A 22,388-nucleotide genomic window follows, 5' to 3' on the forward strand; every position below is an offset into this window, starting at 1 on the left:
GATAATCCCGACCCATGCATTCTCTTGCAGACCTGCGCGCCGGCAAACTGGCCGGCATCCGTCGCCTTGATCTGGGCTGCGGCCTGGAGCACTTCCCGCAGGAAATCTTTGACCTGGCCGACTCGCTGGAAGTCCTCAACCTGAGCGGCAACGCCTTGAGCAGCCTGCCGGATGATTTGCACCGCCTGACAAAACTCGAAGTGCTGTTTGTTTCTGACAACCTGTTCACCGAGCTGCCACCCGTACTCGGGCGCTGCCAACGGCTGAGCATGATCGGCTTCAAGGCCAACCGCATCGAACACGTACCCGCCGAGTCGCTGCCGCCGCAGCTGCGCTGGCTGATCCTCACTGATAACCGTCTGGAGACCTTGCCGGAGCAGCTTGGCCGGTGCCCGATGCTGCAGAAACTGATGCTCGCCGGTAACCGCCTGCAAAGCCTGCCAGCAAGCCTTGCGAACTGTCAGCAGTTGGAATTGCTGCGCCTGTCCGCCAACCAACTGCCGGTGTTGCCTGACTGGCTGATGCAAATGCCGGCCCTGGCCTGGCTGGCGCACTCCGGCAACCCGTTCAGTCGCAGCCCTGAGCAGCCGGCAATCAAACGCATCCCCTGGGCGCAACTGCAACTGCAGCAACGGCTTGGCGAAGGGGCTTCGGGGGTCATCCAGCAAGGGCTATGGCACAGCGCTGAAGGCAGCAGAGCGGTGGCGATCAAACTGTACAAGGGCGAGCTGACCAGCGATGGCTCGCCACAGGATGAAATGCTCGCGTGCATGGCCGCCGGGGCGCATCCGCAATTGATTGAGGTCATCGGCGAGGTCGACGGCCACCCCGATCAGCGTCGTGGCCTGGTCATGGGCCTGATTGACCCTGCGCTGCGCAACCTGGCCGGCCCGCCAAGCCTGGCCTCCTGCAGCCGGGATATCTACCCGCCAGACACCGCGCTGAGCCTGCCGGTGGTGCTGCGCCTGGCAACCGGTATCGCGTCAGTGGTGGCCCATCTGCACACGATCGGCATCACTCATGGTGATCTGTATGGGCATAACATCCTCTGGCAAGCAGACGGCCAGTGCCTGCTGGGCGACTTTGGCGCCGCCGCCTTTCATCCGCATGCTCGCGTCAGCACTGCGCTGGAGCGCATCGAGGTACGGGCATTCGGGATTTTGCTCGAAGAGCTGCTGAGTCACTGCCCGGAAAGTGACTCCTGCCCGGCGCTGGTACGACTGGCTGCACGTTGCGTACAGCCAGCTGTGGCGCTGAGGCCAGGGATGCAGGAAGTCCATGACTGCCTGCAAGCCCTCGCAGGCTGAATCAGCCCGCCAGCCCGACGTACATGTCTTGCACGTCATCGTTGTTGTCGAGCGCTTCCAGGAACGCCTCGACTTCAGCCATCTGCTCATCGGTCAGGCCGTCGACGGTGTTCTTGGGGCGATAACCCAGTTTCGCCGACTGCACGGTAAACCCCTGCTCGGGCAATGCCTTGCACACCAGGTCCAGGTCAGTCGGCTCGGTGAGGAACAGGGTCACCCCCTCCTCGCCTGGCTCGCAATCCTGGGCACCGGCTTCGATGGCAGCCTCTTCAGGGTCGATATCCGCCGAATTGGCGACCGCCTCGATCATGCCCTGATAAGCGAAGTCCCAGGATACCGAACCCGAAGCGCCCAACTGGCCCTTGCGAAACAGCACGCGGATTTCCGCGACGGTGCGGTTGACGTTGTCGGTCAGGCATTCGACGATCACCGGCACCCGGTGCGGCGCGAAGCCTTCATAGGTGACCCGCTCGAAGCTGACGGTTTCACCCAGCAGGCCGGCGCCTTTTTTGATCGCGCGCTCCAGCGTGTCACGCGGCATCGAGGCCTTTTTGGCCTGCTCGACCACCAGGCGCAGGCGCGAGTTCATGTCAGGATCAGCACCGCCGCGGGCGGCAACCATGATTTCCTTGGACAGCTTGCCGAAGATCTTGCCCCTGGCATTGGCGGCCGCTTCTTTATGTTTGACTTTCCACTGTGCGCCCATGTCTGCTGCTCTCTCTCGCTTCACTGGCGTCCCGCCACGACAAGATGACAGAACGCTGAAAAAGGTATCGCCCGGAATACTCCGAACACAGGGCGAGCATTCTATACGCCCGACGTATAGATGGAACCCCTCCAACAATTTCATAACCGCTGTCCGACAATTACCCCAGAGCCCTACAGGGCTGTAGGCCATTTCTGAAATAACCGGCAACTATGCCTTTGCGCTCCGGCTTTTCGTACCCTTCGCAGCCTTAACCCCCTGAGGAGGGAGCATCTGTGCATGCTCAATGATTCTGCCTGCCCGATCAGCCTGAAAATCCCAGGCCTGCCGATGGACTTCAGGGTTGCCGCCTTTAGCGGCCAGGAAGCCTTGAACGAGCCGTGGCGGTATACGATCGATCTGATCAGCCGCGATCCAGGCCTGGAGCTTGCCAGGCTGCACGGCCGACCGGCGAGTTTCATCGCCCGCGCCGGGCATCCTGCTGTCGACGGTGAAATCATTGACGCCTGCCAGCTGTACGCCGGCACCTGCCTGAGCCATTACCGCATCAGTCTGGCGCCGCGCCTGCAACGCATGACCAGCCCCCCAAGGCAACGATTGTTCAGCGGCCAGAGCAGCCTGCAGCTCATCGAACGTCTACTGAGTGAAAACGGGTACGACCCAACAGAGCTGCGCCTCGAACACCTGCACGGCGTGTATCCGGTCCGCAATCAATGCATTCAGTATCAAGAGAGCGACCTGCATCTGCTGCAGCGGGTGTGTGAAGAAGAAGGTATTCACTTTCACTTCGACGGTCAGCAACTGGTGTTCTCGGATGACCCGGCGAGTTTTACCGAGCGCCTGGAGCCGTTGCTGGCCCACCTGCCCTCCGACCGGAGCGGCCTGCTTGATCAGCTCTGTGAATTTCGCGGTTTACAACCCGTCACCCCGACGCTGCGCCAGGCAACCCACGGTGCCACGCCGTCCCACCCGCAAGCCTGGCAATTACAGCAGCGCAGCCGTGACCTGGAACGACTGCGCTGCGGTGCTCGTCAGCTCAGCGGGCAGAGCCGCGATGCGGCGCTGCGCTGCGGGCAGGTCATACGCATTGCCAGACACCCCGAGCAGCGTTACAACGACCACTGGCTGGTGACCCGCGTGCATCACTACGGCAGGCAGATGGGCGTATTCGAAGGGCAAGACCCCCACGAGATTGCCACGATCGTGCGCAACCTTGCCGCTGCCGATACTCATGACTGGGCGCTCAACGCCCCGCTGTTGGATCTGGGCGAGCACAGCGATCCCGGATACGGCAACAACTTTGCGGTCATACCCTGGACCCAGCCGTTTCGCCCGGCCTTGCGCCATCCAAAACCCCGAATCAACGGGCTGCATGCGGCAACGCTGATCGACAGCACAGCCAATCGCCAGGCCAGCCTGAAGATCCGGCTCGACTGGCAGACAACCGGCAGCGCTCCGGTACAGGCGCAGCTAATCCCCGGTCGCTTGCCCGCCGATCAACCGCTGCTGCCCGGCAGCCGGGTTCTGGTGGCCTATCTGGACGGCGACCCGGACCGGCCGACGATCTGCGCCCTGTTGCCTGGCAGCATCGCTGCAGAGCCGCTGCGCTTGAGCCTTGATGGCTGCCCGATTGAGCCGGGCACAGAACAACTGGCGGTCCAACGCGGTCAACACTTGCAGATCTGCGCCACCCAAGCGCTGAGCCTGAGCGGCGCGCTGGCCAGCATTCGGCTCGGGCACCAGGGCATCGAGGTCAGCGCAGCCAGGCTGCAATTGACCCGACGCAGGCAACAACAGCCACTGCAGGATCTACGCCTGGTCGTGCAAGGCACGCCGCTGCGCGATTGCGTCTGGTATATCGTCCACATGGACAAGCCGGGGCTGGAAAATCTGTCTCTGCTTGACCCGGAGCATGTGTTATTCGAGGGCCGCACGGACGATCAGGGCTATCTGGGCATGACTGCCGAGCAGCGGCGCCGGTTGGCCATGGAATATGCCCGGGGTGCGCAGACGCTGTGCCTGCTGCACCCCGGCCACTGTGTCACGCTGCATCACTATCTGCGCCAGAGCAGCAATGATGCCCTGCATCAGGCGTTGCTCGATGCCGCCGCCGCGCCGCAAACAGATTAACGCCCCCTGAACTGCGGCGGGCGCTTGGCAACAAATGCCGCCATGCCTTCTTTCTGGTCCTGGCTGGCGAACACCGCATGAAACACCCGTCGCTCAAAGCGGATGCCTTCGGCCAGGCTGACCTCGAATGCACGATTGACGCTTTCCTTGACCATCATCGCCACCGGCAGCGATTTGGCAGCGATGGCCGCGGCGGCCTCAAGGGCCTCATCGAGCAGCCGTTCTGTGGCGACCACCCGCGACACCAGCCCGGCGCGTTCGGCTTCATGGGCATCCATCAGACGCCCGGTCAGGCACATTTCCATGGCCTTGGCCTTGCCTACCGCCCGGCTCAGGCGTTGCGTGCCGCCCATCCCGGGCAACACCCCCAGATTGATTTCCGGCTGACCAAAACGGGCGTTGTCGGCGGCCAGAATAAAGTCGCACATCAATGCCAGCTCACAACCACCGCCAAGGGCAAAACCAGCCACTGCAGCGATAATTGGCTTGCGCCGCCCGGCGACCCGGTCGCTTTCGCTGAACAGATCGTCCAGGTAGATCTGCGGGTAAGTCAGCTCGGCCATTTCCTTGATGTCTGCACCGGCGGCAAACGCTTTCTGTGAGCCGGTGAGCACAATGCAGCCGATCTGCGAATCGGCCTCGAACTGATCCAGCGCGTGGTTCAACTCATCGATCAATTGGGCATTAAGGGCATTCAATGCCTGCGGACGGTTGAGTGTGATGAGCGCAACCCTGTCTCTGACCTCGGTAAGGATTTCGCTATAAGCCATTGTTTTTTATCCTTTTTATTTAAAACGGGCGGTTAACACCAAATTGAACAATCAACATTCATATCCAATCATAAGCTCTTGATTAACCTCACCTTATTAACTCAACAGCCATGGCCGTAGCCTCACCACCACCGATGCAGATTGCCGCCACCCCACGGCGCTTGCCGTGACGCCGCAGCGCCGCCAGCAAGGTCACCAGAATCCTCGCCCCCGAGGCCCCCACCGGATGCCCCAGCGCACAGGCGCCGCCGTGGACATTGACCCGTGCATGATCCAGCCCCAGCTTGTTCATCGCCACCAGCGTCACCACCGCAAAAGCCTCGTTGATTTCGAACAGATCAACCTGATCGGCTGACCAGCCGGTCCTCGACCACAGCGCCTCAATCGCGCCAATCGGCGCGGTGGTGAACAGGCCTGGCTTATCGGCATAGGCAGCATGACCATGGATCACGGCCAGCGCGCTCAGGCCACGGCGCTCGGCCTCGGAGCGGCGCATCAACAGCAGCGCAGCGGCACCGTCGGAAATGGAACTGGAGTTGGCCGCCGTTACCGTTCCGCCATCGACAAATGCCGGTTTGAGCGAGCCGATCCGGTCCGGCCGGGCCTTGGGTGGCTGCTCATCCTGGCTGATACGCTTGCGCTCTTTCCCGACGCTGACCTCAAGCGGGACGATTTCTTCCTCGAACCAGCCATTGGCCATGGCATGTTGAGCGCGACTCAGCGATGCCAGGGCAAATGCGTCCTGGTCTTCGCGAGTGAAGCCGTGCGATTGCGCGCACTCCTCGGCGTAGGTGCCCATCAGCCGACCGGGCTCGAAGGCATCCTCCAGTCCGTCGTAAAACATGTGATCCAACACCCGACCATGACCCATGCGATACCCCTCACGCGCCCGGTCCAGCAGGTAAGGCGCGTTGGACATGCTTTCCATGCCACCGGCCAGCACGACCGTGGCGCTGCCGGCCAGCAGCAGATCATGCGCCTGGATCACCGTCTGCATGCCAGAGCCGCACATCTTGTTCACGGTCGTGCAGCGCGTCGCCATGCTCAGCCCGGCGCCCAGTGCAGCCTGCCGGGCCGGTGCCTGACCCAGCCCGGCCGGCAGCACGCAACCAAACAGCACCTCCTCGACCGCCTGCGGCTCGATACCGGCCCGGGCGACGGCCGCAGCGATGGCTGCACTCCCCAATTGCGGGGCGCTCAGGCTGCGCAATTCACCCTGAAAGCCGCCCATCGGCGTGCGCGCTGCGCTGACGATAACCACCGGGTCCTGATGACTCTGAACGGTCATGGAACTCTCCTCCTGAACACAAGATTGCTCGGCCAGATGCCCAACGCGATGGTGGCACCCGCCATACAGTCTTGAGCTTAGTGGAAAAACCCAGGCGACCGGTGCGGCGAATATCTGCCGGCCTCGATGGTCAGATTCTGTGTTGCCTTTCTGGAGCCCGCCATGTTGCGCCATACACGTCGCCTGCTGCTTGTCTCACTGTTCTGCGCACTGGGCGCCTGCGCGTGGTTACCGGATCGTGATCCACTGGTGATCGAAGTGGCAGGCATCGAGCCGCTACCCGGCGAGGGACTGGAAGTGCGCATGGCCGTGAAGTTGCGGGTTCAGAACCCCAACGACAGCGAGATCCACTACAACGGCGTGGCCCTGCGCCTGGAGGTCAACGACCGCTTGTTGGCTTCCGGGGTCAGTGACCAGCATGGCCGGGTGGCCAGCTATTCGCAGGCGCTGATCACTGTGCCGGTGAGCATCACGGCGTTCTCTGTACTGCGCCAGACTCTGGGGCTCGGCGAGGCGCAGGCACGCGGTCGGCCGTTGGACGGGTTGCCGTACACCTTGCACGGCAAGTTCGGCGGCGGCCCGTTCGGCACCCAGCGCTTCAGCAGCAGCGGCACCTTGAACCTGCCTGGCGGCGCCACCGGCGGCTGGTGAGCCTGGCGGGGCAGTTAGCGGGCAGCGGCCATCAAACGATTGACCTCACTGCGCACCATGTTGGCGTACTCCGGCGGACTCATGGCATCCAGTTCGCCACGTACCCATTCGGCCCACTTGCCCTTGCGTTTGGATTTTTCGCCGATCAGACGCGCGGCATCACCCTTGGCCTTGCCCAGATTGCTCTGCCATAGCTCGAACAGACGCGATTTTTCGTCTTCGATCTCGGCACGTTCGGCCTGGGAAAGGTTGGCGAGATTGAAACTCATGGCGGTTACCTCTTACAAAAACCGGGAGCAATCTTACACGGCCAGGACCATGACGCCGAACAGCCGATTGAACAACTTGCAACTTTTGCCGCCGCCCGGTACTCAATGGTTCAAATGCCATCCACTGAAAGGAAACCACCATGGCCCGCAAAACCGCCGCGCAAAACCCTGCTGACCAGATCAAGGATCAGGCTTTCAGCGAATTGCAGTCGCTGATCGAAGAATCGGAAAAGCTGCTCAAAGACAGCGCCGCGCTGGTCGGAGAAGACGCCGAAACGCTGAAAGCGCAATTGAGCCTGAAGCTCAATCAGGCGTTGGAAGCGGTGACCAGCGTGCGTGAACGTGCGCGCCCGGCCGTCGAGGCGACCGAGACCTATATCGGCGGCCACCCATGGCAGACCGTTGCGATATCGGCAGGGTTCGGGCTGGTTGTCGGCCTTTTGCTGGGCCGTCGCTAAAAATCATTGTCGCTGGAACTGGCTCGACAGAGTGCCGGTTCCAGCTACATAACAGCGCCTTAAAGTGCGCGATTGACCAGTGCAGGTTTGGCAAAGCGGTGCGATTTGGCCACTTTGGCTTCCAGCCCGGTCAGCTGTTCCTGGCCTTGCTCCTGCGACTCGTAAGGCCCCAGCAGGATCTGCTGCTTGCCATCGAGATTGACGATCACCGGCGCATAATGACGCTCCAGCAGCCACGCGCTGGTGTCGCTGATCGCCTCACGGGTGTTCATCTGGATGTACCACTTAGGCTGACTGACCTGCGGCGCCTGCACTTGGGCACTGGCAGCAGACTCATGGGCTGGCGTCGGGGACTTGCCGGCATCACATGCGGTCAACGCCAGTGCCGCCATTATCATTACCATCTTGCGCACGTCGAACTGCTCCTGACTGATCGAGGCAGGAGTCTATCACTGTGCACCGCTTCAGCGACCGGTTGCGCTAAGGTGACGCAGCCAGGTGCTCGATCAACCGGCCACTGCTGGATGCCGTCATAGCGCCAGCAGCCGGGCGTTTGCAGCAGCGACCGGGTCGCCTGTGCTGTTTTTTGATCATGTAATCAGATATTTCACGAAATATCAGCCCCGCGAGGCCAGCGTCCCGCCGATGAGAGGACTCCGCGCAACCGGCCACATTTGCAGGGTAAATCCGTGAAATAATGGCTCTGTGACATGGGAACGTCAATCTGCCCCTGTGGTCCATCCTTGAGCCACTTTCGCCTCAATCAATGTGCATAAATACAAGCCTCAGCGGCAGCAAACAGGTATCTTCCTGCACCTTGCGTTGTAGCCTTTTCCAGAACCAGCAGCCACGGCATCGATGAGCACTGAAACGTCCAGCCAGCCACAGCCGGCCCTGATTATTTGCGAGCACTGCGACTCGCTGTATGAAATTCATCCCTTGCGCGCAGGCGAGTCCGCTTACTGCTTGCGTTGTCGCGCGCTGCTTGGCCGCGGTCAACGCATGTCACTGGAGCAATGGCTGGCCCTGACCGTGACGGCCGCCATGCTGTTTCTGCTGGCCAATATCTTTCCGGTGATCAGCATCAGCATGAAAGGCCTGAGCAACGAAGTCACGCTCTGGCAGTCAGTCGAAGCCCTGGCTCAGGGACGTATCACCCTGATTGCGCTGGTCGCCGGTCTGTCGATCATCTTTGCCCCGCTGCTGCAGATCGCGCTGCTGCTCTGGGTCTTGCTGCATGCCCAGCGCGGCATTGTCGCGCCCGGCTTCAAGGCATGCATGCGCGCCCTTGAGCATCTGCGGCCGTGGAGCATGCTGGAGGTCTGCATGCTTGGCATCCTGGTGGCGATCATCAAACTGTCGGGCATGCTTGATGTACATCCAGGGATAGGCCTGTGGGCGATGGGCATGTTAATGGTGCTGATCCTGCTGATCGCCAATCGCAACATTCGCCGGCTGTGGGACGTGCTTGAGGTGAAGCCTTCATGAGCCGCATCCCTTATGCCCATGAGCACCAAATCAACCTGTGCCACATCTGTGGCTACGCCTGCGCACAAGAGCTGCACTGTTGCCCACGCTGTGATTCACCGGTGCATCGCCGTAAACCCAACAGCCTCACGCGCACCTGGGCGTTTCTGATCGCCGGGCTGATTTTCTATATTCCGGCCAATGTCTTGCCGGTGATGTACACCAACATGCTCGGCAACAGCAGCGAAAGCACGATCATGGCCGGCGTCATCGATTTCGTGCACCACGGCTCGTGGGACATCGCGCTGCTGATCTTTATCGCCAGCGTCCTGGTGCCGTGCCTGAAGTTCGCGGTGCTGGGCATGTTGCTGGTGACCTGCCAGCGGCGCAGCCAGTGGGCGATGGTCGAGCGTACCCGGCTGTATCGTTTCATCGAACTGATCGGCTATTGGTCGATGCTCGACGTGTTGGTCGTGGCCCTGGTGGCGTCACTGGTGCAGTTTCGCGAACTCAGCAGCATCGAGCCGCGCATCGGCATCCTGTTCTTTGGTTTGGTCGTGGTGATGACGATGTTCGCCGCCATGAGTTTTGATCCCCGGCTCATCTGGGATGCAGAGGTTGAAGATGTCTGATAACACCCCCCCTACGTCCGCGGCAGTCCCTACCCGCCCGGAGATCAAACCGCGCCGGGCGAGAATCTCGCTGGTCTGGCTGGTGCCGATCGTGGCCGGCCTGATCGGCCTGTCCATGGCCGCCCACGACTGGATGAACATCGGCCCGAAGATCAAGGTCAGTTTCGAGACCGCAGAAGGCCTGGAAGCCAACAAGACCCAGGTCAAATACAAGAACGTGGTGATCGGTACGGTCACTGCCATCGACCTGAGCGAGGACCGTACCCACATCCTGGCCACCATCGAGCTGAACAATAGCGCCACGCCCTTCACCCGGGTCGACAGCCAATACTGGGTGGTGCGCCCGCGCATCGGTGCACACGGCGTGTCCGGGGTCGACACCCTGCTCTCCGGCGCGTTCATCAACGCCGATGCAGGCAATGCCGAGCAGACCAAAGATCATTTCACCGGCCTGGAAACCCCGCCGCCGGTGACCTTCGGTGAAAAGGGCAAGCGCTTCGTGCTGCGTACCGATGACCTTGGATCGCTGGATATCGGCTCGCCGATCTATTACCGGCGCATCCAGGTCGGCCAGGTGGTGGGCTATAACCTGTCTGACAACGGCAAAGGCGTCGACGTGCAGATTTTCATCAATTCGCCCAACGACAAGTACATCACCACCGACACGCGCTTCTGGAACGCCAGCGGCGTGGACGTCACCGTGGGCGCAGCGGGCCTGAAAATCGATACCCAGTCGCTGGCGTCGATCGTCTCCGGCGGTATCGCCTTCCGCGAGCCGAACTGGAGCCCGGATGCCAAACCTGCTGACGAGTATGCCGAGTTCCGCATTTTCGACGATCAGGCCACCGCCCTGGCCCCGCCAGATGGCGAGCCGCGCTATATCCGCATGCGCTTCAAACAGTCGCTGCGCGGCCTGGCGGTCAATGCACCGGTGGACTTCCTGGGCGTCAATATCGGCAAAGTGGTGTCGGTCGACCTCGACTACGACGGCGACACCAAGACCTTCCCCGGCGTAGTGGGGGCGGTGATCTATCCCAAGCGCCTCGGCGCCGCCGAGGAAAAACTCCAGAAGCTGGCGGGCAATGGCGATGAAGACGAGCAATCGGCGCGCATTCTCGGCGCCTTCGTCAGCAATGGCCTGCGCGCCCAGGTACGCACCGGCAACCTGCTCACCGGCCAGCTGTACATTGCCATGGAGTTCGACCCCAAGGCACCGAAAGTGGCTTTCGATCAACGCGCCCGGCCGCTGGAGATCCCGACCGTGGCCGGCAGCTTCGACAAGCTGCAAGAGCAGTTGCAGGCCTTTGTCGACAAACTCAGCCGCCTGCCGATCGACGAGTTGGCGACCAACCTCAATGGCAGCCTGAGCGAGCTGCAAAAAACCCTGAAAACCGTCAACGGCAGCGTATTGCCGCAAATGCGTGGCACCCTGCAACAGGCCGAGAAAACCCTGGCCAGCGCCAACGACACCTTGGGCGAAGACTCTCCTGGCCGTCAGCAGCTTGGTCAGGCACTGGATGAAGTACAACGCGCAGCCCGCTCGGTGCGAGTGCTGACCGACTTCCTCGGTCGCCAGCCCGAATCGCTGATTCGTGGCCGCAGCAGCGATGCTGCACCGGCCTCGTTCAAAAGCTCGTCGTCGCGTAACAAGAATGTGGAGCCACAAGAATGACCCTGCGCCGCAAGTTTGCTGTTCTGGCCGCCGTTTTCGGTCTGGCCGCCTGCTCGTCACCGACCCTGCGCTACTACACTCTGGTCGCGCCCATCGACTCCGCACCGCCGCAACGCAGCGCACCGGCGCCGTTCCAGTTTGAAATGCTCCCGGTGCTGCTGCCGGTGCAGGTCGACCAGCCGCCGCTGGTCGTGCGCCAGGGCGATGGCAGCCTGGCGATACTCGACACTGAGCGCTGGGGCGCGCCGCTGGGCGATGAATTTCATGACGCCCTGACCGCCCAGCTCGAACAGCTGTGGAATCGCCGCGACGTGGCGGGGCTGCCCAAGAACAGCGATGAGCCGCTGCTGTCGCTGCGCGCTGACGTACGCCGCTTTGAATCAGTGCCCGGCCAGTTTGCGCTGATCGATGTGGTATGGAATCTGAGCTTGCGTAGCGGCCCGAGCGGCAGCAAGCGCGAGAACCTGACCTGCAGCAGCGTGATCCGCGAAAATGCCGCAGCCAGCATGGAAAACCTGGTGCTGGCCCATCAACGCGCCGTGGGCCGCCTGGCCGAAGAGATTGCCCAGACAGGCCGTAACTGGTCGCAGCAGCGCACTACCGGCTGCCCTTGACAGCGGCCATGCCCGTCAGTGCGTACTGACGGGCTTTGCTGCGCCCTGAATGAGCCGCTTGCCTGCCGCATAAGCCCCCTACAAACGCACCTTCTGGATAAACCGGAACAAAGTTCAACCCGGTTTATACCTGTTATTTTTTTAACAATGCTTAACATCAAAACGTTTCACTTCGTACAAAAAAGTACTAATGGCCACTACTCCCCTGGAGTATTTCCGGGTATCGTGCGCGCACCAAATCATATGGTCCGCGAACTTTTCGGATGACCTTCAGTTGCTGCCCGTCCGGGCAGCAGGTCTGTTCGCTCTTCAAATCACTATGCCTTCGCCGGGTTTACGCCTGCGCGAAAGATTGATCGAGGACAAACGGATGACCGGGATTGGTCCACGCCTGAAGCGTGAACGTGTACGCCTGAAACTTTCCCAGAGCGCGCTGGGGGCCATTGGTGGCGTTGAAACCAACGCCCAGGGCAATTATGAAAACGGCATGAGATACCCCAGGGCCGATTACCTCTCACGGGTATCGGAAGTTGGCGTTGATGTCAGCTATGTGGTCACCGGGCAATCTCGCCCACCTCCCGCCAATGACGCATCGTCTGCGCAGCCGAGCGAAAATCTGGAGCAGGTCATCGCCGCCCTGCATGAAAGCCTGCATGGCATGAGCCGCAACCTGTACCAGATGACCCGCATGCTGGAAGCCAGAACCCAGCATACCGAGCCTGACGGTGCCTGTTCGCTCGACGCGCTGTGCAATGAGGCTGAATCCATCAGCCTGGCGGCGCTGCGGCTGATCTACACCACCGCGCGGCTCGTTTAGGCTAGAGAAAGTCGGCGAGCGCAGGCAGTTTTGCTACACCCTCCAGGACCATTCATCCAGCCATATGGCAACTCTTGCCCAGCATAGTCAGCGCACTGACTATGCTGATCACTCCTGCATCGAGAGACTCCACCGGCTGGCATACGCTTACCAGCCCAGAGACAAAGCCGGGTCTGCAAGCCGTTACCTTTCTTCGCTCATCGGGGTTTCCCGCCCTCTACCTGCATCCCGCCGACAGGTGACCCCTGATGAAAGCCCCCGTGGATCTGCAACAACTCAAAAAGCGCCATAACCAGGTCTGGAGCAGCGGCGACTACGCCGTGATCGGCACCGGACTGCTGCTCACGGCTGAACTGCTTGCCGAAGCCTGCGACTTGCGCTACGACGAAACCGTGCTGGACGTTGCCGCCGGTAACGGCAACGCCAGCCTTGCCGCCGCCCGGCGCGGCTGCGTGGTAACCTCCACCGACTTTGTCGGCGCGCTGCTTGAGCGCGGGCGCGAACGGGCAAGGGCCGAGCGCTTCGACATCAGTTTTCTGGAAGCCGATGCCGAAGCCCTGCCGTTTGCCGATGCCAGCTTCGACGCGGTGCTGTCGACCTTTGGTGTGATGTTCACCCCTGACCAGCCTCGCGCTGCCGCTGAACTGGCCAGGGTCTGCCGGCCCGGCGGGCGCATTGGCCTGGCCTGCTGGACGCCGGACGGTTTTGTCGGACAGATGTTCAAGGCTCTTGCCAGGCATGTACCGCCACCTGAAGGCATACGCTCACCGTTGCAGTGGGGTAACAGAAGTTGCCTGGACGACTTGTTTGCCGCCACCGCCAGCGAGGTGCGGGTGACACCGCGACTGTTCAATATGCGTTATCGCTCTGCGCAGCACTTTATCGACACCTTCCGCGCCTGGTACGGGCCACTGCACATGACCTTTGCCAGTTTGTCCGCGAACGACGCGCAGCGCTTGCAACAGGACTTGAGCGACCTGCTACAACGCATGAACCGGGCCGGCAGTGAATCGCTGATCGTCCCGGCGGAATATCTTGAAGTGGTGATTGTGCGGCGCTAAGCGGCTCAGACAACTTTCGGGCGCGCGACCAGGGTGACCCAGTAGCGCGTCCGGCGCTGTACCTGAAGCGGCAGGCTGGCGGCCAGCAGGTCGAGGATCTGCTCGGTGTCGTCCAGCCGGAAGGAGCCAGTCACGGCCAACTGCTCCAGGCCCGGCTCCCAGCGCAGGATGCCCGGCCGGTAGCGGCCAAGCTCGGTCAGGAAGCTGCCCAACGGGCGATTTTCGGCACTCAGCACGCCCATCCGCCAATCCGGCTGACGGGCGTCGAAGCGTTCTATCGGCGTGATGCCGTCGATATTCAACGAAGCGCGCTGCCCGGCCTGCAGGCGCTCGATAGCACCGCTGGCCGAGCGCAACTCGACACTGCCGCGGCTGACCGACACCCGGCAGCGCCGGGCATCCTGACGAACACACAGCTCGGCGGCACTGGCACTGATCTGCCCAAGACGGGTTTGAATGCTCACCTGCTGCGCATCAGCGGCCATGTTCAGTGCCAGTTCACCGTCTATCAGTCGCAACTGGTGCTGGCCGGCCCGCCACTCCAGATCCACCGCCGTGGCGGTGTTGAGCTGCAATTGACTGCCATCGGGCAAGCTGACCATACGCCGCTCACCGGTGGCGGTCCGCAAGTCGGCACTCCAGTTGGCCAGCGGCAGTTGCCGACTCAGCAGCCAGCCCGCCGGTAACAACGCCGCCACCACCAGCGCGCGCTTGAGCACGGCGCGTCGTTGCAGGTCAGGGCCGGGCCGGTCGAGGCTGGCCAGCGCAAGCTGGGCAGGCACCTCGGCAAAGCGCTGGCGCAGCCCTTGGGCCTTCTGCCACATCTGCTCATGGCGGTGCGACTGTTCGCGCCAGTGACGCAAGCGGGCGTGATCCTCGGCGCTGGCGCTGCCCGATTCGATCAACGCCAGCCAATAGGCTGCTGCATGCGCCAGCTGACGCGCCTGATCCTGACTGTCGCCGCTCACAGATCAGCCACCAGGCAATGCTCATAGGCTTGCGCCATATAGCGTTTGACGGTGCGCTGCGAGACCTGCAACCGCTCGGCAATCTGCGCGTAGCTCAACCCCTCAAGCTGCGCCCAAAGGAACGCCCGGCGCACCGCCGGTGCCAGCCCATCGAGCAGATCATCCAGCGCTTGCAGGGTTTGCAGGACGATCCAGCGCTGCTCTGCCGACGGCGTCACGGCTTCAGGCAACTGGCTCAGTGCGTCAAGATAGGCTTGCTCCAGTTGCCGGCGCCGCTGATGGTTGAGCAGCAGGCGCTTGCCGACTGTCACCAGGTACGCACGCGGCTCGCGCAAGGCCGCCAACGGTTCGCCGCCAGGGCTGGCCAACACCCGCAGAAAGGTCTCCTGGCTCAGGTCGGCGGCATCCCAGCCATTGCCCAGCCGCCGACGCAGCCAAGACTCCAGCCAACTGCTGTGTTCGCGATAAAAACTGTCCAGGCCAGCCTGCATGGGTTGAGCGGCATCGGTCATGCGCGGAGCACTCTTTGGGTTCGACTCAAGAAATGAGAATAATTCTATTTAACTCGACCCCTTCCGCCAATCGGAATTTTTCCCGATTGGGGCCATTTGTCGCACAGCCCTGTCAATCGAGACAGGCCGACTAAGCTTGGCTGGTCGCGTGCGACATCAATTTCTTACCCATTTCAGCAATGCTCTGCACCTTAAAGGACTAAAACATGATGACTCCGCCAGAAGACGATTACATCGAACAGGCCGTCGGTAACTATGTTGCAGGCATGGTCTTCGCCGATGAGGCGCTGTTGCGCCGCGCCATGCACCCGGACAGCCGGATCATGAGCTACAGCAATGGCCAGCCGCAGTGGTTCACCCTCGATGAGTTCATCGAGACCATCAAGACCGAAGGCAGCGCCGAGAGCGACTTCAGCCCGTTCTGGGAAGGACAGGCAGAAGAACCCGTGTCGTCGGCCAATTCCGGCAATGAATACCGTAAATCGCTCAAGGTCTATGCCGATTGCGTGAGCATCAACCGGCGTTACGCGACGGCCTACCAGCAGCACTGATCCTGCACCGGTCTTACCAGCGGCACTTGAGCCTCAGGGCGAAGCCCGATACTGTATGTAAAAACAGTATCGGGTTTTTTCATGCAGTTGATTGAAAAGCTGAGCATTCTGGCCGACGCCGCCAAATACGATGCCTCCTGCGCCAGCAGCGGCGCGCCCAAACGCAGTTCGGCCGGCAAGGCCGGGCTGGGTTCGACCAATGGCATGGGCATCTGCCACAGCTATACCCCCGACGGCCGCTGCGTTTCGCTGCTCAAGGTATTGCTCACCAACTTCTGCCTGTACGACTGCCAGTATTGCGTCAATCGCCGCTCCAGCGATGTACCGCGCGCGCGCTTCAGCCCCGAAGAAGTGGTGCGCCTGACTCTGGACTTCTACCGTCGTAATTGTGTCAGCGGGCTGTTTCTCAGCTCAGGGATCATCCGCTCTTCGGATTACACCATGGAGCAACTGGTCGAGGTCGCCCGTCTGCTGCGCGAGAAACACGAGTTCCGCGGCTACATTCACCTCAAGACCATCCCGGACGCCGACCCGGCATTGATTGCGCTGGCCGGTCAATATGCCGATCGCCTCAGCGTCAATATCGAGCTGCCGACCGACAGCAGCCTGCAAATCCTCGCCCCGGAGAAAAACGTCAGCTCGATTCGCCGGGCCATGCACACCATCCACAGCGCCGAGCAGAACGTTCAGGGCGAGCCACGGGCGCCTCGCTTCGCCCCTGCCGGGCAAAGCACTCAGATGATCGTCGGCGCCGACAGCACCGACGACAGCACCATCCTGCGCAGCGCCCAGTCCATGTACAGCCATTACAAACTGCGGCGGGTTTACTACTCGGCGTTCAGCCCGATTCCCAACAGCCCGAGCAGCGTACCGTTGGCCGCCCCGCCTCTGCTGCGTGAACATCGGCTGTATCAGGCCGACTTTCTGTTGCGCGGTTATGGCTTCAAGGCCAATGAGCTGCTCAACGGGCCGGGGGATCTGGCGCTGGACATCGACCCCAAGCTGGCCTGGGCCTTGAATAACCGGGAGGTGTTTCCGCTGGACCTCAACCGCGCCGAGCCCAGCCTGATCGCGCGCATCCCGGGCATTGGCTTGCGCACCGCTCAGCGGCTGGTCGAACTGCGCCGGCTGCGCCGCATCCGCTATGAAGACCTGGCGCGGATGCGCTGTGTACTGGCCAAGGCCCGGCCGTTCATCATCACCAGCGATTACCGGCCGTCCCAGGCCGAAACGCCCAGCGAGCGCCTGCACCAGCAGTTGCGTGACCGTCCGCAACCGCAACAGTTGGGGCTCTGGGCGTGATCTGCCTGGAGTGCGACGACCTGTTCGAGGTCTGGCGGCAACAGGCCCGCTGGCTGCTCAGCCACGGCATCGATCCGAGCCGGGTCAGTTGGCAAGGCGAGCGAGAAGCGGACCTGTTCGGCAGCGACGAAGCGTTGCCAGACGGCCTTGGCCCGTTCCAGGCACGGGTGCCGCTGGCGCTGCTGGAGCAACTGCGCGCCGCCTCGCAATATTGCGGCGAGCAACGCTGGAGCCTGTTGTATGAAGTGCTATGGCGGGTCAGCCATGGCGATCGCAGCGCCATGCTGGCCGGCGACCAACTGGGCAGCGAACTGCAGCGCCGGCTCAAGCAGGTCAGCCGCGAAGCCCATCACCTGCATGCCTTCCTGCGGTTTGTCGCCGTGCCGCCAGGCACCTCATGGCCAGACGACAACGCGCCGGACTACGTCGCCTGGCATGAGCCGGCCCACGATATCCTGGCCAGTGCCAGCACGCATTTTATCGGCCGCATGGGCCGCCACCGCTGGCTGATTGCAACGCCCAGGGATGCGGTGTTCTACGACGCCAGTCGTCTGATCCACCTTCGTCAGTGCCCTGATGCCTGGCAAGCGCTGGCGCGCCAGCCGCAAGACCCTGAAGGTGCGCTGTGGCTGACCTATTACCAGAACATCTTCAACCCGGCGCGGCTCAACCCCAAGGTCATGCAGGGCCATCTGCCCGCGCGGTTCTGGAAGAACCTGCCCGAAGGCCCGCTGATTCCGGAGCTGATTAGCCAGGCCCGCACCGGCAAGCAACGCGACGGCCAGGCCAGCAGCGTTGCCGCCCTGCCCGGCAAAAGAATCCGGCCGGCAAATTAAAGACTGATCTGGCCCTCGATACAGGTCACACAGGCACCGCCGACCCAGATATCTTCACCGATACGTTGCACATGCACCCGGCCGTTGCGGCCCAGGGCTGTGCCCTGGCTGACCAGGTAACGATCAGGTGCCAGCCCCTCCTCCAGCAACCAGCGGGCAATGCCTGCATTCAGGCTGCCGGTGACCGGATCTTCCGGCATGCCGTCGCCGCCGACAAAGGCGCGCACTTCAAAGCTGGCCGGGCCTTCAGCGCTTTCGGCCTGCCATGCGGCAAAAACACCCACGGCCATGCCGAGGATCCGGGAAAAGTCCGGAGTAACCGCCAGCACCTGCTCGCGGCTGGCCAGTCGCAGTGCAACCCAGCCCGCGCCGTTGTCGACCCAGCGAGCATCCAGCACTTGATCATCCGTAAGCCCCAGCGCGGCAATCAGGTGCTCCAGCAGTGCCGGCTCCAGCGGCCCGGCGCGCAACAGTGGCGGCGCCGTAAAGGCCAGAAGCTCGCCGTCACGGCGAATGCGCACCAGGCCGATACCGCACTGTTGAATGATTTCCTTGCCTTTGGCCACCCCGCCGCTCTGCAGCCAGGCATGGCAGGCGCCCAGCGTCGGGTGCCCGGCAAACGGCAATTCCTTGAGGGTGGTGAAGATCCGCACCCGATAGTCCGCCCGCGGATCAGTGGGTTGCAGCAGGAATGCGGTTTCGCTGAGGTTGGTCCAGTTGGCCAGCGCGGCCATGCGCTGCTCATCCAAATCATCGGCCTCCAGCACTACCGCCAGCGGGTTGCCTTGCAGGGGTTGGTCAGTGAATACGTCGAGTTGCTGAAATGGGTGGCGGCGCACGCTGGGCATCCTTTCCAAACTAAAGCTGGCGAGGGTGGCATAGCGATTGAACCGAGGTAAAGCACAATAATCATTAGACTGGGTAGATGACGTTGTCTGGAGTTCGGTATGTCCCTCGATAGGCTTTATGAGTATCTGCAACGCCCGCTGCTGGTGATTACCGGCGCCGGCATCAGCACCGCCTCCGGTATTCCGGATTATCGGGACCGCCAAGGTGTGCGCCGTGGCAGCCAGCCGATGATGTATCAGACGTTCATTGTCGACCCGGCGGCGCGTCAGCGTTACTGGGCCAGGGCCATGCTCGGTTGGCCGAGAATCCTCCAGGCACAACCCAACGCCGCGCATCTGGCCTTGGCCGAGCTGCAAAGCGCAGGGCGAATCAGCGGCCTGATTACCCAGAACGTCGATGGCCTGCACCAGCGCGCTGGCAGTGCAGCCATTGAATTGCACGGCAGCCTGCACCGGGTGCGCTGCCTCGATTGCCAGGCGCAGTACGATCGGGCGCTTATCCAGACGCAGATGCAAGCCGATAACCCGCACATGCAGCAGGTCGAGGCCATGCAGGCACCGGACGGCGACACGTTGCTTGATGACGCCCGTATCGGCGGTTTTCAGGTCCCCTCCTGCGCGCACTGTGAAGGCGTGCGGCTGAAGCCGGATGTGGTGTTCTTTGGCGAGAATGTCGCCCGCCAGACCGCCGCTGACGCCACGGCCCTGGCCACTGAAGCTGCAGGCGTGCTGGTGGTCGGCTCGTCACTGATGGCCTGGTCGGCCTTTCGGCTGTGCAAGGCCATGGCTGAGCAAGGCAAGCCGATCCTGGCCATCAATCAAGGCATTACCCGCGCCGATGAGCTGTTGACGGCGAAATTCGATGATCCGTGTGAAGAGCTATTGCCGCAGCTGGTTGTGCGCCTGGCAGAGCTTCCTGGCTTGCGCGATTTTCGCGATTTTCGCGACTAAAGTCGCTCCTACAGGGGTGTTGCTAGAACCAATACTGTTCAGAGCTTGCTCGCGAAGACGGCGGCAAACTCGCAGCAGATACTGTGACTTCACCGGCCTCTTCACGAGCAACCAGAGCGCCGGCCGGCTGCTCCCGCAGAGATTTTTAGCGCCTAATTGAGCAGTCTTGTCGCTAGAACAGGTCCAGTTGCCCGCCAATCAATGTGGCGAACTCATCATTCACGAACGGCAGGATCGCGTCGGCAATCGGTTGAAGCTGGCGGGTGACGTAGTGATCGTAATCGATGGGCGCCTGGCGGGCTTCAAGGGGTTCAGGGCCATTGGTGGAGATCACGTAACTGATCCAGCCGCCACGCTGGTATTGCAGCGGTCGCCCCAGACGCTGGTTGCAGTTGTCGGCCAGACGCGCAGCACGCACATGCGGCGGGACATTGCGCTCGTAGTCGTCGAGTCGGCGGCGCAGACGCTTGCGATACACCAGCAACTCATCTTGTTCACCGGCCAGGGTCCGGCGCACATATTCACGGACAAACGCCTGATAAGGCTGGCGCTGGAAAATCAGCAGATACAGTTGCTGCTGAAATTCCCGGGCCAGCGGCGACCAGTCGGTGCGTACCGACTCCAGCCCCTTGTAGACCATTTCTTCGCGGCCATCGCTGCGCGTGACAAGCCCGGCGTAGCGCTTCTTGCTACCCTCTTGCGCACCGCGAATGGTCGGCATCAGAAAGCGCGAATAGTGGATCTCGTATTGCAACTCCAGAGCACTGGACAGCCCGTACTGCGCTTGCAAATGACTCTGCCACCATTGGTTGACCTCCTCGACCAGGTTCCGCCCGATGGCTGCCGCGTCAGGTTCAGCGTGCGGTTTGCCAAGCCAGACAAAGGTTGAATCGGTATCGCCGTAGATCACCTGATAGCCACGCGCCTCGATCAGCTCACGGGTCTTCTGCATGATTTCATGGCCGCGCAGGGTGATCGATGAAGCCAGGCGGGTGTCGAAGAACCGGCAGCCACTGGAGCCCAGCACACCGTAAAACGCGTTCATGATGATTTTCAGGGCCTGGGACAACGGCGCATTGCCGTCACGCTTGGCCTGCTCACGCCCTTGCCAGACCCGCTCGACAATACTCGGCAGGCTGTGCCGGGTGCGGGAAAAGCGCGCGCCACGAAAGCCTGCGACCGAGTGTTCATCGCCCGGCTCACGCAGCCCCTCGATCAGCCCGACCGGGTCGATCAGAAAGGTCCGGATGATCGAGGGGTACAGGCTCTTGTAATCGAGCACCAGCACCGACTCATACAGGCCCGGCTGCGAGTCCATCACAAAACCGCCGGGGCTGGCCTCGGGCATGCGCTCGCCCAGATTCGGCGCGACGAAGCCGGTGCGGTGCATTAGCGGGATGTACAGGTGATAGAACGCTGCGACCGAACCGCCGCTGCGATCGGCCGACAGGCCCGTTACCGTGGCGCGCTCCAGCAGGAAGGTGAGCAATTGGGTCTTGGCGAAGATCCGCGTAACCAGCTCACAGTCCTTGAGGTTGTAGCGCGCCAGCGCCGGCTTATCCTCGGCAAACAGGCGGTTGATCTCGTCCATGCGCTGGTACGGCGTGTCGATGGCCTTACCCTCACCGAGCAAGGTCTGGGCGACAGATTCCAGGCTGAATGACGGAAAACTCCAGGTCGCCGAGCGCAGCGCTTCGATGCCATCGATGATCAGCCGGCCGGCGGCTTCAGCAAAAAAATGCTGACGGCTGCCGTGCTCACGCCAGCCCAGCGGCTGGCCGCCACGGCCCAACAACAGCGGGATGCCCAGGCGTTTGGAGTGCTCTTGCAGCACCCGCAGGTCGAACTGCACCAGATTCCAGCCGATGATCGCGTCCGGGTCGTGCTCCGCCATCCAGTGGTTCAAGGCCTGCAGCAGCTCGGCGCGGCTGGCGCAGTACTGCAAGTTGAAATCCACGCCGCTGGCGTCGCCATTGGCCGGCCCGAGCATGTACACCTGACGCTGGCCGCAGCCCTCCAGGCCGATGCAATAAAGCTCGCCGTGCTCGGTGGTTTCGATGTCCAGCGAGGCCAGTCTTAGTGCTGGCCGGTAGTCCGGGTCCGGGCGGATATGCGCTTCAATCAGCGTTGCGTCGGCCTGCGGTGTACCGCCAAACAGCACTGGCGCAGTGATGAAACGCTCCATCAGGTAACGGTCCGGCGGCCGGATGTCAGCTTCATAGACGTCCAGATTACCCTTGCGCAGGGTCCTTTCGATGTTCAGCAACTGCCAATACTGATTGCAGTAAATGCCCAACACCGGCCGATGACGAAAGTCGCGCAGCTCCAGCTCGCGCAGTTGCACATCCTGCTCGCCGCGCAGCAAGGCCTCTGCGCGTTCACGCTGGACAGCCGGCATGAAGGCCACTGCCGGCTGGGCAGGCAGGCGAATGTGCTGCGGCCCTTGCTCGGTCGCCAGCCACAACTCGACTTCAACGCCCGCCGGCGTGTCGCGCCAGTGCCGACTGAGTATGAAACCCCGCTGTAAATCCAACGCTCTCGCCTCACCCATCTGCAAACCGCAGGCATTCTACGCGGT

The 22,388-nt window shown here is 62.0% G+C and carries 23 protein-coding genes; 14 read left to right on the top strand and 9 right to left on the bottom strand.

Annotation, left to right across the window (positions count from 1 at the left end; translation table 11 throughout):
• Window positions 1-14 precede the first annotated feature (14 nt).
• A complete protein-coding gene (locus NJC38_RS07200; protein ID WP_253112599.1) occupies window positions 15-1,307 on the top strand; it encodes a leucine-rich repeat-containing protein kinase family protein in 1,293 nt (430 codons plus the stop codon).
• Between the two features lies 1 nt (window position 1,308).
• Here NJC38_RS07200 and NJC38_RS07205 read toward each other — a convergent pair whose 3' ends face one another.
• Entirely contained in the window at window positions 1,309-2,013 is a 705-nt protein-coding gene (locus NJC38_RS07205; RefSeq protein ID WP_045490893.1) for a YebC/PmpR family DNA-binding transcriptional regulator, read from the bottom strand.
• Window positions 2,014-2,292: 279 nt separating this feature from the next.
• Between NJC38_RS07205 and NJC38_RS07210 the strand changes: the two genes are divergently transcribed.
• Window positions 2,293-4,143 carry a contractile injection system protein, VgrG/Pvc8 family gene (locus tag NJC38_RS07210; protein ID WP_253112617.1) on the top strand — a complete coding sequence of 617 codons (1,851 nt, stop codon included), beginning with the start codon at window positions 2,293-2,295 and terminating at the stop codon, window positions 4,141-4,143.
• On the opposite strand, the gene NJC38_RS07215 is transcribed toward NJC38_RS07210, so the two are convergent.
• The gene (locus NJC38_RS07215; RefSeq protein WP_253112619.1) at window positions 4,140-4,913 is read right to left on the bottom strand and encodes an enoyl-CoA hydratase; all 774 of its coding nucleotides are present in this window, start codon (window positions 4,911-4,913) and stop codon (window positions 4,140-4,142) included. The two genes, NJC38_RS07210 and NJC38_RS07215, sit on opposite strands and share 4 nt — an antisense overlap.
• A gap of 88 nt (window positions 4,914-5,001) precedes the next feature.
• Window positions 5,002-6,201: an acetyl-CoA C-acyltransferase gene (locus tag NJC38_RS07220; protein WP_253112621.1), complete on the bottom strand. Its 1,200-nt coding sequence runs from the start codon at window positions 6,199-6,201 to the stop codon at window positions 5,002-5,004.
• A gap of 162 nt (window positions 6,202-6,363) precedes the next feature.
• Here NJC38_RS07220 and NJC38_RS07225 point away from each other — a divergent pair, with 162 nt between their 5' ends.
• Window positions 6,364-6,852, top strand: coding sequence for an LEA type 2 family protein (locus NJC38_RS07225; RefSeq protein ID WP_253112623.1), 489 nt, complete (start codon window positions 6,364-6,366; stop codon window positions 6,850-6,852).
• Window positions 6,853-6,866: 14 nt separating this feature from the next.
• On the opposite strand, the gene NJC38_RS07230 is transcribed toward NJC38_RS07225, so the two are convergent.
• The gene (locus NJC38_RS07230; RefSeq protein WP_045490888.1) at window positions 6,867-7,121 is read right to left on the bottom strand and encodes a hypothetical protein; all 255 of its coding nucleotides are present in this window, start codon (window positions 7,119-7,121) and stop codon (window positions 6,867-6,869) included.
• 140 nt (window positions 7,122-7,261) lie between these two features.
• On the opposite strand from NJC38_RS07230, the gene NJC38_RS07235 reads away from it, so the two are divergent.
• The gene (locus tag NJC38_RS07235) at window positions 7,262-7,579 is read left to right on the top strand and encodes a YqjD family protein (protein ID WP_045490887.1); all 318 of its coding nucleotides are present in this window, start codon (window positions 7,262-7,264) and stop codon (window positions 7,577-7,579) included.
• A 59-nt stretch (window positions 7,580-7,638) separates the two neighbouring features.
• On the opposite strand, the gene NJC38_RS07240 is transcribed toward NJC38_RS07235, so the two are convergent.
• Window positions 7,639-7,992: a hypothetical protein gene (locus tag NJC38_RS07240; protein WP_045490886.1), complete on the bottom strand. Its 354-nt coding sequence runs from the start codon at window positions 7,990-7,992 to the stop codon at window positions 7,639-7,641.
• A 445-nt stretch (window positions 7,993-8,437) separates the two neighbouring features.
• On the opposite strand from NJC38_RS07240, the gene NJC38_RS07245 reads away from it, so the two are divergent.
• From NJC38_RS07245 to NJC38_RS07270, 6 genes are all read left to right on the top strand, one after another.
• Window positions 8,438-9,067, top strand: coding sequence for a paraquat-inducible protein A (locus tag NJC38_RS07245; RefSeq protein WP_253112625.1), 630 nt, complete (start codon window positions 8,438-8,440; stop codon window positions 9,065-9,067).
• Window positions 9,064-9,678: a paraquat-inducible protein A gene (locus NJC38_RS07250; RefSeq protein ID WP_253112628.1), complete on the top strand. Its 615-nt coding sequence runs from the start codon at window positions 9,064-9,066 to the stop codon at window positions 9,676-9,678. The genes NJC38_RS07245 and NJC38_RS07250 overlap by 4 nt, the downstream gene beginning before the upstream one ends.
• Window positions 9,671-11,350 (top strand): MlaD family protein, encoded by a 1,680-nt coding sequence (locus NJC38_RS07255; RefSeq protein ID WP_253112638.1) that lies wholly within the window; start codon window positions 9,671-9,673, stop codon window positions 11,348-11,350. Before NJC38_RS07250 ends, NJC38_RS07255 begins: the two co-directional genes overlap by 8 nt.
• Window positions 11,347-11,964: a membrane integrity-associated transporter subunit PqiC gene (locus NJC38_RS07260; protein ID WP_253112641.1), complete on the top strand. Its 618-nt coding sequence runs from the start codon at window positions 11,347-11,349 to the stop codon at window positions 11,962-11,964. The genes NJC38_RS07255 and NJC38_RS07260 overlap by 4 nt, the downstream gene beginning before the upstream one ends.
• Before the next feature lie 370 nt (window positions 11,965-12,334).
• Entirely contained in the window at window positions 12,335-12,781 is a 447-nt protein-coding gene (locus NJC38_RS07265; RefSeq protein WP_253113016.1) for a helix-turn-helix transcriptional regulator, read from the top strand.
• A gap of 248 nt (window positions 12,782-13,029) precedes the next feature.
• Complete coding sequence (locus tag NJC38_RS07270) at window positions 13,030-13,842, top strand: class I SAM-dependent methyltransferase (RefSeq protein WP_253112644.1); 813 nt, start codon at window positions 13,030-13,032, stop codon at window positions 13,840-13,842.
• Window positions 13,843-13,847: 5 nt separating this feature from the next.
• Here the strand turns inward: NJC38_RS07270 and NJC38_RS07275 are convergent, their stop codons facing one another.
• Window positions 13,848-14,810 (bottom strand): FecR domain-containing protein, encoded by a 963-nt coding sequence (locus NJC38_RS07275; protein WP_253112647.1) that lies wholly within the window; start codon window positions 14,808-14,810, stop codon window positions 13,848-13,850.
• A complete protein-coding gene (locus NJC38_RS07280) occupies window positions 14,807-15,322 on the bottom strand; it encodes a sigma-70 family RNA polymerase sigma factor (RefSeq protein WP_045490873.1) in 516 nt (171 codons plus the stop codon). The genes NJC38_RS07275 and NJC38_RS07280 overlap by 4 nt, the downstream gene beginning before the upstream one ends.
• A 206-nt stretch (window positions 15,323-15,528) precedes the next feature.
• Between NJC38_RS07280 and NJC38_RS07285 the strand changes: the two genes are divergently transcribed.
• The 3 genes from NJC38_RS07285 to NJC38_RS07295 all read left to right on the top strand — a co-directional run bounded on the left by NJC38_RS07285 (window position 15,529) and on the right by NJC38_RS07295 (window position 18,011).
• Window positions 15,529-15,873, top strand: a complete 345-nt coding sequence (locus NJC38_RS07285) for a nuclear transport factor 2 family protein (RefSeq protein WP_253112650.1) — start codon at window positions 15,529-15,531, stop codon at window positions 15,871-15,873.
• Between the two features lie 81 nt (window positions 15,874-15,954).
• Window positions 15,955-17,175: a putative DNA modification/repair radical SAM protein gene (locus NJC38_RS07290; protein ID WP_045490870.1), complete on the top strand. Its 1,221-nt coding sequence runs from the start codon at window positions 15,955-15,957 to the stop codon at window positions 17,173-17,175.
• Window positions 17,172-18,011, top strand: a complete 840-nt coding sequence (locus NJC38_RS07295; RefSeq protein ID WP_253112654.1) for a TIGR03915 family putative DNA repair protein — start codon at window positions 17,172-17,174, stop codon at window positions 18,009-18,011. The genes NJC38_RS07290 and NJC38_RS07295 overlap by 4 nt, the downstream gene beginning before the upstream one ends.
• On the opposite strand, the gene NJC38_RS07300 is transcribed toward NJC38_RS07295, so the two are convergent.
• Window positions 18,008-18,850, bottom strand: a complete 843-nt coding sequence (locus NJC38_RS07300) for a PhzF family phenazine biosynthesis protein (protein ID WP_253112656.1) — start codon at window positions 18,848-18,850, stop codon at window positions 18,008-18,010. The genes NJC38_RS07295 and NJC38_RS07300 overlap by 4 nt on opposite strands.
• Before the next feature lie 108 nt (window positions 18,851-18,958).
• Here NJC38_RS07300 and NJC38_RS07305 point away from each other — a divergent pair, with 108 nt between their 5' ends.
• Window positions 18,959-19,810, top strand: coding sequence for an NAD-dependent protein deacetylase (locus NJC38_RS07305; RefSeq protein ID WP_253112679.1), 852 nt, complete (start codon window positions 18,959-18,961; stop codon window positions 19,808-19,810).
• 172 nt (window positions 19,811-19,982) lie between these two features.
• Here the strand turns inward: NJC38_RS07305 and NJC38_RS07310 are convergent, their stop codons facing one another.
• Entirely contained in the window at window positions 19,983-22,343 is a 2,361-nt protein-coding gene (locus NJC38_RS07310; protein ID WP_253112682.1) for a DNA polymerase II, read from the bottom strand.
• Between the last annotated feature and the right edge of the window lie 45 nt (window positions 22,344-22,388).

This window comes from Pseudomonas sp. 21LCFQ010 (assembly GCF_024129905.1).
In the GTDB taxonomy this organism is placed as follows: Bacteria; Pseudomonadota; Gammaproteobacteria; order Pseudomonadales; family Pseudomonadaceae; genus Aquipseudomonas.